The sequence below is a fragment of the Ornithobacterium rhinotracheale DSM 15997 genome (assembly GCF_000265465.1).
Taxonomy (GTDB): domain Bacteria; phylum Bacteroidota; class Bacteroidia; order Flavobacteriales; family Weeksellaceae; genus Ornithobacterium; species Ornithobacterium rhinotracheale.
In genome coordinates this window covers 1,540,001-1,555,004 of record NC_018016.1, presented here as the reverse complement: position 1 = coordinate 1,555,004, position 15,004 = coordinate 1,540,001, and the positions used below count along the sequence as shown (strand labels likewise).

Annotated in this window: 14 protein-coding genes (1 of these 14 only partly in view); 5 read left to right on the top strand and 9 right to left on the bottom strand. The window is 37.2% G+C overall.

Features of this window, described 5'->3' with window-relative positions:
- Positions 1-114 precede the first annotated feature (114 nt).
- Positions 115-330, top strand: coding sequence for a hypothetical protein (locus ORNRH_RS07350; RefSeq protein WP_014791247.1), 216 nt, complete (start codon positions 115-117; stop codon positions 328-330).
- A 106-nt stretch (positions 331-436) separates the two neighbouring features.
- A complete protein-coding gene (locus tag ORNRH_RS07345; RefSeq protein WP_014791246.1) occupies positions 437-1,411 on the top strand; it encodes an IS30 family transposase in 975 nt (324 codons plus the stop codon).
- A gap of 2 nt (positions 1,412-1,413) precedes the next feature.
- Here ORNRH_RS07345 and ORNRH_RS07340 read toward each other — a convergent pair whose 3' ends face one another.
- Entirely contained in the window at positions 1,414-2,298 is an 885-nt protein-coding gene (locus ORNRH_RS07340; protein WP_014791245.1) for a helix-turn-helix transcriptional regulator, read from the bottom strand.
- A gap of 199 nt (positions 2,299-2,497) precedes the next feature.
- A complete protein-coding gene (gene dnaK / locus ORNRH_RS07335) occupies positions 2,498-4,408 on the bottom strand; it encodes a molecular chaperone DnaK (RefSeq protein ID WP_014791244.1) in 1,911 nt (636 codons plus the stop codon).
- 183 nt (positions 4,409-4,591) lie between these two features.
- On the opposite strand from dnaK, the gene ORNRH_RS07330 reads away from it, so the two are divergent.
- The 3 genes from ORNRH_RS07330 to ORNRH_RS07320 are packed head-to-tail and all read left to right on the top strand — an operon-like array spanning position 4,592 to position 8,957.
- Entirely contained in the window at positions 4,592-5,626 is a 1,035-nt protein-coding gene (locus tag ORNRH_RS07330; protein ID WP_014791243.1) for an AI-2E family transporter, read from the top strand.
- The gene (gene tilS / locus ORNRH_RS07325) at positions 5,617-6,906 is read left to right on the top strand and encodes a tRNA lysidine(34) synthetase TilS (protein WP_014791242.1); all 1,290 of its coding nucleotides are present in this window, start codon (positions 5,617-5,619) and stop codon (positions 6,904-6,906) included. Before ORNRH_RS07330 ends, tilS begins: the two co-directional genes overlap by 10 nt.
- Positions 6,879-8,957 (top strand): protein-disulfide reductase DsbD family protein, encoded by a 2,079-nt coding sequence (locus ORNRH_RS07320; RefSeq protein WP_014791241.1) that lies wholly within the window; start codon positions 6,879-6,881, stop codon positions 8,955-8,957. The genes tilS and ORNRH_RS07320 overlap by 28 nt, the downstream gene beginning before the upstream one ends.
- A gap of 64 nt (positions 8,958-9,021) precedes the next feature.
- Here ORNRH_RS07320 and trpA read toward each other — a convergent pair whose 3' ends face one another.
- The 7 genes from trpA to ORNRH_RS07285 all read right to left on the bottom strand — a co-directional run.
- Positions 9,022-9,756 carry a tryptophan synthase subunit alpha gene (gene trpA, locus ORNRH_RS07315; protein WP_014791240.1) on the bottom strand — a complete coding sequence of 245 codons (735 nt, stop codon included), beginning with the start codon at positions 9,754-9,756 and terminating at the stop codon, positions 9,022-9,024.
- A gap of 10 nt (positions 9,757-9,766) precedes the next feature.
- On the bottom strand, positions 9,767-10,954 hold the full coding sequence (trpB, locus tag ORNRH_RS07310; protein WP_014791239.1) for a tryptophan synthase subunit beta: 1,188 nt from the start codon (positions 10,952-10,954) through the stop codon (positions 9,767-9,769).
- Positions 10,955-11,202: 248 nt separating this feature from the next.
- Positions 11,203-11,820, bottom strand: coding sequence for a phosphoribosylanthranilate isomerase (locus tag ORNRH_RS07305; RefSeq protein ID WP_014791238.1), 618 nt, complete (start codon positions 11,818-11,820; stop codon positions 11,203-11,205).
- Complete coding sequence (gene trpC / locus ORNRH_RS07300) at positions 11,817-12,596, bottom strand: indole-3-glycerol phosphate synthase TrpC (RefSeq protein ID WP_014791237.1); 780 nt, start codon at positions 12,594-12,596, stop codon at positions 11,817-11,819. Before trpC ends, ORNRH_RS07305 begins: the two co-directional genes overlap by 4 nt.
- Positions 12,593-13,585, bottom strand: a complete 993-nt coding sequence (trpD, locus tag ORNRH_RS07295) for an anthranilate phosphoribosyltransferase (RefSeq protein WP_014791236.1) — start codon at positions 13,583-13,585, stop codon at positions 12,593-12,595. Before trpD ends, trpC begins: the two co-directional genes overlap by 4 nt.
- The gene (locus ORNRH_RS07290) at positions 13,582-14,172 is read right to left on the bottom strand and encodes an anthranilate synthase component II (RefSeq protein ID WP_014791235.1); all 591 of its coding nucleotides are present in this window, start codon (positions 14,170-14,172) and stop codon (positions 13,582-13,584) included. Before ORNRH_RS07290 ends, trpD begins: the two co-directional genes overlap by 4 nt.
- Before the next feature lie 10 nt (positions 14,173-14,182).
- Positions 14,183-15,004: the 3' portion of an anthranilate synthase component I family protein gene (locus ORNRH_RS07285; protein WP_036601118.1), read on the bottom strand. It continues 564 nt past the right edge of the window; only the last 822 of its 1,386 coding nucleotides appear in the window; the start codon falls outside the window, past its right edge — the gene reads right to left on this strand; its stop codon occupies positions 14,183-14,185.

Sequence of the window (15,004 nt, the reverse complement as noted above, 5' to 3'; positions counted from 1 at the left end):
GAGAGAGACTGCACCTTTGTTGGTGTGGTTTCTTTTTTTTTTATCTTTTTGCTTTGCACTATTTGGCATTTGTTTTGATAATGGTATTAACATATTTAAAAATCACTTAAAATCATGAAAAAAATATTACTATCATTTGGATTATGTTTAGCCGTAACCGCTGGATATGCACAAAGCAAGGAGGCAAAAAAAGAAATAAGAAAGTACTACACTGAAAAACAGATTAAGTACATTGAAAAAGAGTTAAAAGAATATATAAGTAATTGTGATGATATTTTGAATTTATCTAATTCTTTAGATGAGAAACTTTTAAGAATAAAGGGCATTTGATTGCTTATTTTGATTTTTTTATTAATCCACTTTATGATGATTTTTGTACGAAGGGTGAGGTTTATGGATATGGTTTGAAGATAAGTAGATTAATAAATGGTGAGTGATGGCACGGAGATTTAAACATTTAGATTTGTGTGAAAGGGCTAAAATAGAGGCGTATTTAACGGCTGGTTGGTCTATCTCTAAAATAGCCCGTGAACTGAAAAGGGATAAATCTACGATAAGCCGTGAAGTGAGGAGGAACCGAACGAAGAAAGGAAAGTATAAAGCAAAGACTGCACAGACGCTCTATTCTGAAAAGAAAGAGCGTTTTTTGCGTTATAGACGCTTTACAAAAGACATTGAGAAAAGAGTAAGACAATTTTTGTATAAAAGATATTCGCCCCTGCAGATTGTGGGGTATTGCAAAAAAATGGGGTTTGCTATGGTTTCAGTGGAAAGAATTTACCAATATATAAGGGCTGATAAATTGAAAGGTGGTAAATTATATAAATATTGCAGGCACGCTTTGAAAAAGAGAAAGGCACAGGTTTCTAAAATTGTTGGAAAGATAAAGAACCGCACTAGTATAGAAGAACGCCCGCAGGTTGTGAATGAGCGTAAGGAGTTCGGACACTGGGAGGGTGATTTAGTAGAGGGCAAAAATCATAAGGGTTATTTGCTGACACTTACGGAAAGAGTATCAAGGTTTTTGTTTGTAAAGTATATACCAAATAAAACAGCTGATGTGGTCGCTCGTGCTATTATTGATGTGTTACTTCCTTATAAAAAAGTGGTCAAATCAATAACCGTGGATAATGGTTTAGAGTTTTCAAATCATGATATAGTGTCCAATAAACTGCAAGCACAGATTTATTTTACAAATCCATACTCTAGTTGGCAAAAGGGGCAAATTGAGCACATGAACAAACTTATTAGACAGTATGTAAAAAAAGGTTCGGCAATTACAAAAAGTACCGCTAATAATCTGAAATCGGTGCAAAAAGAGATAAACGATAGACCGTTTAAAGTGTTAAAGTTTTGCAAGCCTCGTGATGTTTTTTATACATTTGTGGAAAATGTTGCATTTAGTGCTTGAATCTAGCCTTTAGTTTTTATATGATTTCTGAGCCATTCGGGAGAAATAATTTCCGCCTTGTCTCCTAGCGAAAGAATTTCTTGCATGAAATCGTAGGTAGGATAAATTTCTAACTGAAACAAGCTAAATTCCGAATTTTGTTCTATCTCTTTTTGAGAATGATGCAAAGGCAACGAACGCAGATATGGCACTTGCTCGGCTATGATTTTAAATACAACTTTTTCTCTAGACACATCATTAGAGATAATTACACCGAAATAATCCTCAAAAAAAACGCTCAAATTCTGATTTTTGTCATATTCAAAAGTTTTTTCTCTTTGCACTTCAATATCCTTGATTCTATCGAGTGCAAAAATCAGTAACCGCCCAGGATCATGACTGAAAGCTCCAACGATATACCAGCGATTTTTGAAAAACTTAATTCCGTAAGGATTCAGAACATATCTCCTGCCAGCACTATCACTGAATTTCTGATACACAAACACTATAGGATGATTTCTCTTAATGGCATTAATAATTTCAGGCAAAATTGACATTCCAGCTGGTCGCTCATCAATCAAAATTCGGTTTTTAATGGATTCGTTATCGAGCAAAAGATTGCTCACCGAAATGGTTTCTAATAGCCAATTTCTAATTCCTTTTTTAGCAATCTCTTCTTCCCCTTCCAAATAATATTTATAACCATTTTTGGTTTCGCATTCAATATTTAGGTTAAAAAGTTCCTGCACCTTATTTTTCCATCTATGAAAAGTCCTTATTGGCAAATCTTCTCCTTCACTTAGACTTGAATTTTGCCATTTTTCGTTGAGCTGTTCATAACTAATTTTTTTAGCCCTATAAATCGTATCGACAAGCCAAATATATTGATTAAGTGTATTTTTAGCCATGTTTAAATCTTTAAATCTAATTCCCTCTTTTCTCAAACTTACGAAAATCTGTAATATTTTTATTTTTCGATTTCTTAATTTTCGATACAAAGCTAAAAACAACCTATGCCAAATCGTGGCATGGCTTACATTTTAAACAGAAAAAATCGCAGTAAGAATACTTACTGCGATTTTCGTTTTATAAAAATTTAGTTTTAAACTATTTCACCTCTTCGAAGTCTACATCTTCCACATCGTCTCCGCCGGCGTTTTGTGCATTGCCTGCTCCTGCATCTGGAGTAGGTCCTGCTTGTGCGCCTCCGTTTTCGTTCATGGCAGCGTATAGCTCTTGAGATGTAGCATTCCATGCATTGTTAATTTTTTCCATAGCAGCATCTACTTGTGCTATGTCTTGCGCTTCGTGTGCTTTTTTAAGCTCTGCCAAAGCATCTTCGATTGGTTGTTTTTTGTCTGCACTGATTTTCTCACCGTATTCTTTCAATTGTTTTTCAGTTTGGAAAATCATTTGGTCTGCAGCATTCAACTTATCGATTTTCTCTTTTGCCTCTTTATCTTTGGCAGCGTTTTCTTCTGCTTCTTTTTTCATTCTTTCGATATCGGCTTCAGATAATCCTGATGAAGATTCAATTTTGATTGATTGCTCTTTTCCAGTTCCTTTATCTTTGGCAGAAACTTTCATGATACCATTAGCATCTATATCGAAAGTTACTTCGATTTGAGGAACTCCTCTTGGTGCTGGTGGAATATCTACCAAATCAAATCTACCGATTTCTTTGTTGTCCGCAAACATAGAACGCTCACCTTGTCCTACTCTGATGGTTACTGCTGGCTGATTGTCTGCCGCTGTTGAGAACACTTCAGATTTTTTAGTAGGGATTGTGGTGTTGGCTTCGATAAGTTTTGTGAACACTCCTCCCATGGTTTCAATACCAAGTGAAAGTGGTGTTACATCAAGCAACAATACATCTTTTACATCTCCTGTAAGCACTCCACCTTGGATCGCAGCACCGATAGCTACTACCTCATCTGGGTTTACACCTTTTGATGGTTTTTTGCCAAAGAAGCTTTCTACTTCTTCTTGGATTTTAGGGATTCTTGTAGAACCACCCACCAAGATTACTTCATCGATATCAGAAGCTGAAAGTCCAGCATCTTGTAATGCTTTTCTACAAGGCTCCATTGATCTTTTTACCAAGTCAGCGGTCATATCCTCAAATCTTGCTCTTGATAAAGTTTTCACCAAGTGTTTTGGACCTGAAGGAGTCGCTGTGATATATGGTAAGTTAATTTCTGTTTGGGTAGAAGACGACAATTCAATTTTAGCTTTCTCAGCAGCTTCTTTCAATCTTTGAAGTGCCATAGGATCTTGTCTTAAATCAAAATCTTCGTCTTTTTTAAACTCATCTACCAACCAATCGATGATTTTATCGTCAAAGTCATCACCCCCTAAGTGAGTGTCTCCGTTTGTAGACAATACTTCGAATACTCCGTCTCCTAATTCAAGGATTGAGATATCAAAAGTACCTCCACCTAAGTCATACACAGCCACTTTTTGGTCTTCGTGTTTTTTATCCAAACCATAAGCCAACGCAGCAGCCGTAGGCTCGTTGATGATTCTTTCTACTTTAAGACCTGCAATTTCTCCAGCGTCTTTGGTAGCTTGTCTTTGCTCATCGTTAAAGTAAGCTGGCACAGTGATCACGGCACGAGTTACTTCTTGTCCAAGATAATCTTCTGCAGTTTTTTTCATTTTTTGAAGAATCATTGCAGAAATCTCTTGCGGAGTATATTCTCTGTCATCGATTTTCACTTTTGGAGTATCGTTTGGTCCTTTTACTACTTCGTAAGGAACGCGTTTCACCTCGTTTTGGATTTCAGAGTATTTATCTCCTATAAATCTTTTGATTGAAAAGATGGTTCTGTGCGGGTTGGTTACAGCCTGTCTTTTGGCAGGGTCACCCACTTTTATTTCTCCATTTTCTGTAAATGCAACTACTGATGGGGTTGTTCTTTTCCCTTCAGCATTTGGGATTACGGTAGGATCGCTACCTTCCATTACAGCCACACAAGAGTTGGTGGTACCTAAATCTATTCCTATTATTTTACTCATATTCTTAATTTTATTTAGTTAAATTTCTTTTTTAATTGATTAAATTATTTGCTTTCTCTAAGACAAAACCTATACCATTCCATTTTTTATTATTTTTTTGAAAATTTTACCGCCCACGCAAGACATTTTGTCATAAATTAAATTTATCTTTGGCTCCTAATTACTAAAAATGACATTTTTATTATGCTAAAAAGACACCCTATCTCAAACAAGATGGTTAGGCAACTATTTATCATTGCCTGTATTTTATTTTTAGGCTATTTTATCTCTAGAGAACTAGCTCCATACATTTCTGGAATCTTGGGAGCCATCATTATGTTTGTGCTCACCAAAGGCTGGATGCGAAAAATGGTGGGCTGGGGTATGAAACGCTGGTTAGCAGCAAGTATTTTAATGCTTTTCACCTTTATTGTTGTGTTGTTACCCATTGCAGGAATCGCCCTTTTGCTCACCAATCGCGTGAAGGATATTATACAAAATAATGATCGATATACTGAGCTTTTCCTTAACAAATTGCACGCTCTAGAGCAATATTTAGACATAGATATTTCTAGCAGAATCAAGGAATCGAATCCCGAACCTTTGATTACAAAAGTAGTTCAAGGAGCTTCTAACAATACGCTAGAAATGACTGTGGTGTTTGGTATTTTTGTGTTTCTATTATACTTTATGCTTATCAATTTTGATAAGATTAAAGACCAAATTCAATCTTATTTACCACTTGGGGACAAAAACTTCAACCGCATTAGCAAAGAATCCATAGAAATGGTAAAATCAAACGCCATTGCGATTCCTATGGTGGCACTTTGCCAAGGAGTTGTGGCATTAATCGGATTCTGGATTTTCGACGCTCCTACACCTATTTTCTGGTTCGCCGTTACCACGGTGGGCTCTGTTATCCCATTTATCGGGACTGCCATAGGGCTAGTTCCAGTGGTTTTAATCATGTATTACCAAGGCGATACAGCAGGCGCGATCTGGCTAGCACTTTATGGAATCATCGTCGTAGGCTCCACCGATAATCTTTTTAGAATTGTTGTTCAAAAATCTTTGGCAGAAATTCACCCACTAGTTACTCTTTTTGGAATCATTGTTGGGATTCCGCTATTTGGTTTCTTGGGATTAGTCTTTGGTCCTTTGTTAATCAGCCTTTTCCTACTATTTTTAAAAATTTATCGAGAAGAGTATTTTGATAAAAAATTCAAGTTTTGGGATTAGTTTCTGATTTAGACACATTTTTTAATAAAAAAATTCTTGTGGCTACCAGCGGTGGGGCAGATAGCATGGTTTTATTGCACCTGCTGCACTCGCACGATATAAAAGTGGCAGCTGCTCATATGAATTTTAATTTAAGACCTAAAGATTGCGACAAAGACCAAGCCTTGGTCAAATCTTTTTGCAAAGAATATGGAATTGATTTTTTCACAAAATCGGTTGACACCAAATCTTTTAAAAAAGAAAATAAACTCTCTACCCAAATGGCTGCGAGAGAGCTACGCTATGCTTGGTTTCGAAAAATTATAGAAAAACAGCATTTTGATTGTTTGGCTACGGCTCATCACTTGGACGACAATATCGAGACTTTAATCATCAATCTTTTGCGAGGTTCTGGCATTGAAGGCGTTGCGGGAATGGAAATATTTAACAATGGTATTTGGCGACCTTTGTTAAAAACCACCAAAAAGCAAATTCTGGAATATGCCATTGCACATAATATTCCCTGGAGAGAGGATAAAAGCAATGCAGAAAATGATTATTTACGCAATCACTTGCGCAATGTGGTTTTGCCTGAATTAGAGGAAAAATGCCCCGAATATCGTTTTGGTTTTGAAAAAAGCATTAATTTTCTGCAACAAGACGAAATGATTATAGATAATCACATTCAAGCATTAAAAGATAAATTATTTAGCCCCAACACCGATAATTCGATTTTTATTAAAATTAAAGAATTAAGCGAATTAATTCCGCTAGACACTTATCTTTTTCATTTATTTAAAACTTATGGTTTCACTGCTCCTCAGGAAATCAAAAAGCTAATTTATGCCGAAAACAGTGCCGAAATTGCTAACGAAAATTATCGTTTAATCAAAGATCGCAAGCATTTAATCTTGACTAAAAATGAAAAAATCGATTTTGATGCAATTTATTTCTTAGCCTTGAATGAAGAAATCCATAAGCCATTCTCGTGGAAATTCACTTTAGACCAAAATAAAAATTCGCAAAATTTAATTACATTTGATGCCGATAAAGTTTCTTTTCCGCTGAAATTAAGAAAACCACAAAATGGCGATTTCTTTTATCCTGCGGGAATGAACGGCAAAAAGAAACTGAGCAAGTTTTTTAAAGATTTAAAATTAAATAAATTACAAAAAGAAAAAACTTGGGTACTCACTACTGCCAACGATGAGATTATGTGGGTGGTGGGAATGCGCCAAGACCAAAGATTTACAATAAACAAGAATACTGAACTATGTTTGAATTTACAAAAATTAGACTAAGTCTTTTATTTACCATCATTTGTGGATTTGCACTGGCTCAAATGCTCAATCCAGTCCACTGGAAAACCGAGCAAAAAACGCTTGAAAATGGCAATTACCAATTAATTTTCACAGCAACGATGGATGCGGGCTGGCACATCTACTCTATCCAGCACCCTGAGGGTGGCGTGGGGATTCCAACTTCATTTGATTGGAAGAAAAATAAAGATTATGAACTCGTAGGTAAAATAAAAGAAAGCGGGAAATTACACGATGAATTTGTGCCTGCGTTCAACGAACAACATAAATTCTACGAAAACAAAGTAACCTTTACCCAAGAGGTAAAAGCACTCAAAGACACCAAAGTTGCCGTAGATGTAACTTTCCAAGCTTGTGATGACTCTCGTTGCATAGCTCCTGATTACAAGGAATTTAGCTTTGATTTAAAAGCTTCTGCAGCTTCTGCTAACGCAACACAAGAAACTACCGTAGCAGAAAACACGCAAACCGAAACACAGCCTGCAACTGTAGACTCTGCTTTATTAAACGAAAATGCAGGGGCTTTCACCGTTGATACTATTCAGCAAAATAAAACAGATGTAACATCTGCCACGCACAAAGAAGCACAGAAACAAGAAAAGAAAAAAGGATTATTTGATATTTTCATTCTTGGACTTTTAGGTGGATTTGCCGCCTTGTTGATGCCTTGCTTGTTCCCTATGATTCCGCTAACGGTGAGTATGTTTACCAAACAAAGCAAAACACGCGGTTCGGGGATTTTCAAAGCATTTGTTTACGGTGTTTCAATCATTACCATTTATGTAGGTTTAGGCTTATTAGTTACCTTAATTTTTGGGGCAAGTGCCTTAAACGAAATTGCTTCGCACCCTGTTTTGAACTTTGCATTTTTTGTTATTTTCATTATTTTCGCTGTTTCATTCTTTGGCGCGTTTGAAATTACTTTACCTTCTAAATGGATTAACAAAGCCGACAAAAACGCTGACAAAGGGGGATACATTGGTATCTTCTTTATGGCTCTTACTTTGGTGCTCGTTTCATTCTCGTGTACAGGACCTATCGTAGGGACTTTATTGGTAGAATCAGCCCGTGGCGGACAAATTCTTGCGCCTGCCATTGGAATGTTTGGATTCTCATTTGCTTTGGCATTGCCATTTACTTTATTTGCTATTTTCCCAAGCTGGTTAAATTCATTGCCAAGCTCAGGAGGCTGGCTTAACACAGTAAAAGTTTGTCTTGGTTTTATTGAATTGGCTTTTGCAATGAAATTCTTGTCAAACGCAGATATGGTGCTAGACTTGCACTGGCTTGAGAGAGAAATTTTCGTAGCCGCTTGGGTAGCGATTTTCTTTGTCATGGGATTATACTTATTAAATGTTTTCCGCATGCCATTGGATAGCGTAACAGAGCGTATCGGCACACCGAGATTATTATTTGCCTTAGTCAGCTTTGTGATTGTATTTTATTTATTACCTGGTATTTGGGGCGCACCGCTTAAAATTGTAGACGGCTTGATTCCTCCTCAGATTTATAGCGAATCCCCAATGGGACTTTCTGGTCGTGTAAGCTCCACTTCCAGCGAAGCAAGCGATTTGCCACCAAACGCACATTATGGCCCGCACCAAATTCCAAGTTTTCATGATTTAGATGATGCCTTTGCTTATGCCAAAAAGGTAAACAAACCTGTGATGCTTGATTTTACGGGAAAAACTTGTGCCAACTGCCGCCGTGTGGAGGGAAATGTGTGGAGCAATCCAAAGGTGAAAGAAAAATTGAGCAACGATGTGGTTTTGGCTTCCTTGTATGTAGATAGCTTTGAAAAATTGCCAGAAGCTGAACAAGTTTTTTCTGAAGAAAAAGGCAGAAAACTTAAAACTTTAGGCGATAAATGGACAGCTTTGCAGATTAAAGAATTTAAATCAAATTCTCAGCCATTGTACATCATCATCGATCCTGATTTTAACCGATACAACGAACCTATCGGGGCGGAACTTGATCCCGAAAAATATTTGAATTGGCTAGAAGAAGGGATTCAAAAATTTAAGAATAAATAAATTTTAAAAACCATAAAAAAGGCGATTTCAAAATGAAATCGCCTTTTTTCTTTAGCTTAAAAGCTTAATTCTTCACCGACTGAATAAAGCTTTTAGCCTTATCTTTCCAATCTTTGTTTTCAAGCAAAATCTTTACAAAAGCTGTCCCGATGATTCCACCATCGGCTTTCTGGGTTACTTTTTCAAAATCAGCTTTATTCTTAATCCCAAAACCTATCATCACGGGATTATTAAGATTTAATTTTTGCAATCTATCCAAATAAGCCTCGTTATTAATCTGCTTTTCGGCATTGCCCGTGGTGGACGATGAGCTCACAGCATACACAAAACCAGAGCTTAAACTGTCTAAATATTTGATACGCTCGTCTGAAGTTTCGGGCGTTACCAAAAAAGTGAAATTTAAATTATATTTTTGAAGGATTGCACCGTATTTTTTCTCAAATTCCACGGGTGGCAAATCAGGCAAAATCAAACCAGAAATTCCATTTTCGGCACATTTTTTACAAAAATTCTCAAACCCAAATTGCAAAACGGGATTCAAGTATCCCATCAGAATTTTGGGAATCGTTACTGTTTCTTTAATCGTAGCCAATTGCTCAAACAATTTTTCAATCGTCATTCCGTTGGCAAGGGCTTTCATGTGCGCATCTTGAATCACAGGACCATCTGCCACGGGATCAGAATACGGAATTCCAATTTCAAGCATATCAGCACCCGCCTCTTGTGCCACACGCGCAATTTCTGCCGTGTCTTCCAAAGCTGGCATTCCTGCTGTGAAATATATATTTAATTTTTTCATTTCTTTAGGTTTAAAATTCGTTCATTTTTTTCAAATAAGTCGCCATGTCTTTGTCTCCTCTTCCGCTTAAACAAATTACCACAACATCGTCTTTTTTAAAGTTTTTCTTAGGTAAAATCGCAAGTGCATGCGAGCTTTCGAGTGCTGGGATTATTCCTTCTTCTCTCGTTAATTCATAAGCTGCTTTCAATGCTTCATCATCTGATACAGGAATAAATTCTGCTCGTTTTTGCGTAAATAAATTAGCGTGCATAGGTCCAATTCCTGGATAATCTAATCCTGCCGAAATAGAATAAGGCTCAATCACTTGTCCATCTTTAGTTTGCATAACCAAACTCTGGAACCCGTGCAAAACTCCCACCGTACCTAAAGCCGTAGTCGCTGCCGTTTCGCCAGAATCAACACCAAGTCCGCTCGCTTCTGCTCCGATAATTTTCACCGATTCTTCGTTTACAAAATGGTAAAATGTTCCTGCGGCATTACTTCCACCTCCCACGCAAGCAATCACATAATCAGGATTTTCTCGTCCGATTTTTTCGTTTAATTGCTTTTTGATTTCCTCCGAAATCACACTTTGAAATCTCGCCACCATATCAGGGAAAGGGTGAGGCCCCACGGCACTCCCAATGATGTAGTGTGTAGTTGTTGGATTATTGATCCAATCTCTCAACGCCTCATTTACAGCGTCTTTTAGCGTTTTAGAGCCCGAAGTTGCAGGCACTACCTTCGCACCGAGCATTTCCATACGAGCCACATTGGGTGCTTGTCTTTCAATATCGACTGCGCCCATGTAAACAATGCATTCCATATCGAGCAAAGCACAAGCCGTAGCCGTAGCCACGCCGTGTTGTCCTGCGCCCGTTTCGGCAATAATTCTATGTTTTCCCAATTTTTTGGCTAAAAGTGCTTGCCCCAGCGCATTATTGATTTTATGCGCCCCCGTGTGGTTTAAATCTTCGCGCTTGAGATAAATTTGTGCTCCATATTTTTCGCTTAATTTTTTAGAAAAATACAGTGGCGTCTCGCGCCCCACATAGTTTTTAAGCAAATCATTAAATTCGTTTTTAAACGATTCGCTCTCTATGATTTTCAAATAATTTTCTTGCAATTCTTGCACATTGGGGTAGAGCATTTCAGGGACAAATGCACCTCCAAATTCTCCATAATAGCCGTTTTTATCTGGATTTCTATAATTCATTTTGTTTTATTTTATTGTTTTCTTGTTTAAAAATTCTTTATTTTCGCATTCCTACAAGCCATTTATACAATCCTACTGGTCATTTTTCTATTTCTACACGCTATTCTTGCACTCCTACCATTCATTCTTCTATTCCTACACGCTATTCTTTGATAAATTATCAATTTTATGAACTCCTACCGTGCATTCTTCTACTCCTCAAAATCATTTATTGAAAAAAATACCAAAAATTCTTATTTTCTTTATCGCTATACTTTCATTAGCTCCTTCATTTGTGCTATAAGTTCCAGATCTTTCACCCCTGCCGAAATCTCAAATTTACTATTGATGTCCAAGGCAAACGGTTTGGGGTTTAGATTTTTAGCTTGGGCTAAATTATTTAAACTTACGCCTCCGCTTAAAAAATACTTTTGGTCTGTTTTCACTTGATTTAAAAGTTGCCAATCAAAAGTTTTCCCCGTTCCGCCATAGGCTTTAGAATCGGTATCGAAAAGCAAAAAATCGATATTTTGATGATTTTTGGGCAAGTTTAAATTTTCTCCCACTCTACAAACTTTGATGATTTTTACTTCAGGATTTAATTTTTCTCTCAAATTTTGGAGATACATTTCGTCTTCATCGCCATGCAATTGCACCAAATTTAAATTTGCCGTATTTACAATTTTAAGCAATTGGGCTAAATCTTCGTTTACAAACACCCCCACTTTTTGCGAAAATGGAATTTCTGCGATTTTTTCAAGGCTTAAATGGTTGAGCACATAGCGTGGCGATTTAGGATAAAAAATAAATCCCAAATAATCCACCCCAAGAGCCATAAGCTCTTGGATTTGTTCCATTTGAGTGAGCCCGCAAACTTTTAGTTTCATGGTTGAATCGCTTGGATAAAGTTTTTAAAAGTCTCTTCTGGCTGGTTCGTTTTCATAAAATATTCGCCCATCAAAAATGCATCAAAACCATTCTTTTTTAATTCCAAATAAATCTCGGGCGAGTAAATAGCACTTTCAGCCACGCTCAAAACCTCGGCTGGCAACTCGTTTCGCATACGAATTGCGTGCTGATAATCTACCTCAAAAGTGTTTAAATTTCGGTTATTGATGCCTACCATTTTCACTTTGTTATAATATTTTGAGAAATCCTCTCCACCATAAAATTCAAGCAAAACTTGCAATCCTAAATCCTTGGCATAATCGGTTAAATCCTTGATTTGATTTCGTTCTAAAATATTAGCAATTAGCAAAACGGCGTCTGCACCAAAGGCTTTGGCTTGATATAATTGATACGGATCTAAAATAAAGTCTTTGCGCAACAAAGGCAAACCGTATTTTCGGGCATTTTTTAAATCCTCCAAACTGCCGCCAAAGAAATGCGAATCTGTGAGCACCGAAACACAAGCAGCCCCGCATGCTTTATAAATCGGGACAATATCTTCTACTTTTGCCCCAATATTGATATCGCTTTTGGACGGAGATTTTCTTTTAAATTCGGCAATGATCCCAAATGGATCTTCTTTTAAATGCCAAGCAAAATTCATGCTCTTGCGATGAAAATGCTTGCGATCCATCAATTCTTCTACCGAGATTCTTCGTTTCTCGAATTCGATTTCCTCCTTTTTATGCGCTACGATTTTATCTAAAATGCTCATTGGTTTTTAATTAATTGTTGAAGTGATTGCAAAGCTTTTCCGTTCATTAGGCTTTCCTCTGCCATGGCTCGGCAGGTGGCAAAATCTCCGAATTTATTGGTATTTTCTAAGGCTAAAGCCGCATTGGTAATTACGACTTCGTTCTGTGCCTTTGTCCCTTTTCCTTCTAAAATGTTTTTGAAAATTTGCGCTGCTTCCTCGGTGGTATTTCCGCCATATAATTCTTCGGCTTTTACTTTTTGGCTTAAAAGCTCTTGCGGATTTAGAAGCTTAGTACCTTTCTCTGTGGTGATGACCGATTCGCCTGTGAGCGAAATTTCGTCGTAGCCCTCAAGCGAATGCACAATCATAAAATGCTCCTCGCGCTCCTGCAATAAGTAATTATAAATTCGTCCCATTTCTGAATTAAATACCCCCAGCATGGAATGCTTAGGTTTGGCAGGATTTACAAGTGGCCCCACCATATTAAAAAATGTGCGAAAACCTAAATTTTTACGAATCGGTGCAACTTTCCCCAACGACGGATGAAATTTTGGTGCGTGCATAAAACAAATATTAGCCTCGCTAAGCTGTCGTTGCAAAGCGGCTTCGTCATTGGTAAATTCATAACCCATATGAGCCATAACATTGGACGAGCCTGAAACCGATGACGAACCATAGTTTCCGTGTTTTGCCACTTTCTGCCCAGCTCCAGCCACGACAAAACATGCCAAAGTCGAAATATTAAAAGTATTTTTGCCATCGCCCCCCGTTCCCACAATATCGACTAAATCTCTTGTGCCGAGATTAATGGGGTGAGCCATCTCTATCAAAGCATCAGAAAAACCTCTCAATTCCTCGATTCTTATGCTACGCATCATCATTACAGTGATGAAAGATGTGATTTCTGCATCATTGAACACGCCTTGCGGAATCTGCAACATAATGGACTTTGCTTCTTCGTAGTTTAGCGTGTTGTAGCTGAACAAATATTGGAGTATTTCTTTCATTTTTTAGTTTTAATATATTCTATAAAATTGCGCATCATTTGTTTTCCTTGCGGTGTCAAAATACTTTCTGGGTGAAATTGAACTGCCTCGATTGGATATTCACGATGTTTTAAAGACATGATTTCGCCTCCTTCGTCAGTAGAAGTAATTACCAATTCTTCTGGGAAATCCGCTGGATTTACAACCCAACTGTGGTATCTCCCCACAGGGATTGGTGATTCTAAATTTTCATATAACACAGTTTTTTCTTCAGCCAAAACTAAATTACTGGCTACGCCATGATGCACTTTAGAAAGATTTTTTAAACTTCCACCAAAAGCCTCTGCAATGGCTTGCATGCCCAAACAAACGCCTAAAATCGGTTTTTTACCAACATATTCTTTAATCACATCGATTAAAATTCCCGCCTCAGACGGAACTCCTGGACCTGGAGAGAGTACTAGTAAATCATAATTATTAATTTCCTCAAGGCTTATTTGGTCATTTTTTTGCACCTCTATGGTATCATTCTCCGAAATTATATCTTCTAAGTAATGTACCAAATTATAAGTAAAAGAATCGTAATTATCAAATAATAATATTTTCATGGTAGTATCATTAAAGTTTTTCAGCTTTGTCTATCGCTTTGGTCAAAGCCCCCAATTTATTTAGCACTTCTTTTCGTTCATTTTCAGGAATTGATTTTTCTACAACTCCCGCCCCTGCTTGGTAATGCAATTTATTTTCTTTGGCTAAAAACGAGCGAATCGTTATCGCTTTATTCACACTTCCATTTAGCCCCACAAAACCGATACACCCGCCATAATATTCTCGAGAAGTGGGTTCTAATTGGTCTATAATTTCAAGTGCTCTGTGTTTAGGCGAGCCACTTAAAGTTCCTTGTGGAAAAGTTCCTGCAATTAAATCAAACGGATTTTCAGATTTTGTAAAATCCCCCTTCACTTCGCTCACCATGTGTATCACATGCGAAAACCACTGAATTTCTTTATACTTCGTTACACGCACATTTTTGCAAAACTTGCTTAAATCATTTCTTGCCAAATCCACAAGCATAGTGTGTTCCGCATTCTCTTTCTCGTCACTTAATAAATTTTTAGATAACTCGGCATCTTGGCTATCGTTGCCTGTGCGTTTAAAAGTCCCTGCAATGGGGTGAATTTTTGCCTCACCATCTTGAAGCATAATTTGACTTTCTGGACTTGAACCAAAAATTTTATAATCAGTATAATCAAAATAATATAAGTACGGAGATGGATTAATGCTACGCAAAGCACGATACACTTGAAACTCATCACCCTCGTATGACTGAGAAAATCTTCGACTCAATACAATTTGAAAAACATCTCCTCTTAAACAATGTTGAATGCCTTTATTTACTAAATCTAAATAATTTTCATCTGTTTGATTAGAAGTTTCATT

Excerpts from the sequence above, each read along its gene's own strand:
- ORNRH_RS07350 (WP_014791247.1), top strand. The coding sequence starts at position 115 with ATGAAAAAAATATTACTATCATTTGGATTATGTTTAGCCGTAACCGCT.
- ORNRH_RS07345 (WP_014791246.1), top strand. The coding sequence starts at position 437 with ATGGCACGGAGATTTAAACATTTAGATTTGTGTGAAAGGGCTAAAATA.
- ORNRH_RS07340 (WP_014791245.1), bottom strand. The coding sequence starts at position 2,298 with ATGGCTAAAAATACACTTAATCAATATATTTGGCTTGTCGATACGATT.
- dnaK (WP_014791244.1), bottom strand. The coding sequence starts at position 4,408 with ATGAGTAAAATAATAGGAATAGATTTAGGTACCACCAACTCTTGTGTG.
- ORNRH_RS07330 (WP_014791243.1), top strand. The coding sequence starts at position 4,592 with ATGCTAAAAAGACACCCTATCTCAAACAAGATGGTTAGGCAACTATTT.
- ORNRH_RS07320 (WP_014791241.1), top strand. The coding sequence starts at position 6,879 with ATGTTTGAATTTACAAAAATTAGACTAAGTCTTTTATTTACCATCATT.
- trpA (WP_014791240.1), bottom strand. The coding sequence starts at position 9,756 with ATGAAAAAATTAAATATATATTTCACAGCAGGAATGCCAGCTTTGGAA.
- trpB (WP_014791239.1), bottom strand. The coding sequence starts at position 10,954 with ATGAATTATAGAAATCCAGATAAAAACGGCTATTATGGAGAATTTGGA.
- ORNRH_RS07305 (WP_014791238.1), bottom strand. The coding sequence starts at position 11,820 with ATGAAACTAAAAGTTTGCGGGCTCACTCAAATGGAACAAATCCAAGAG.
- trpC (WP_014791237.1), bottom strand. The coding sequence starts at position 12,596 with ATGAGCATTTTAGATAAAATCGTAGCGCATAAAAAGGAGGAAATCGAA.
- trpD (WP_014791236.1), bottom strand. The coding sequence starts at position 13,585 with ATGAAAGAAATACTCCAATATTTGTTCAGCTACAACACGCTAAACTAC.
- ORNRH_RS07290 (WP_014791235.1), bottom strand. The coding sequence starts at position 14,172 with ATGAAAATATTATTATTTGATAATTACGATTCTTTTACTTATAATTTG.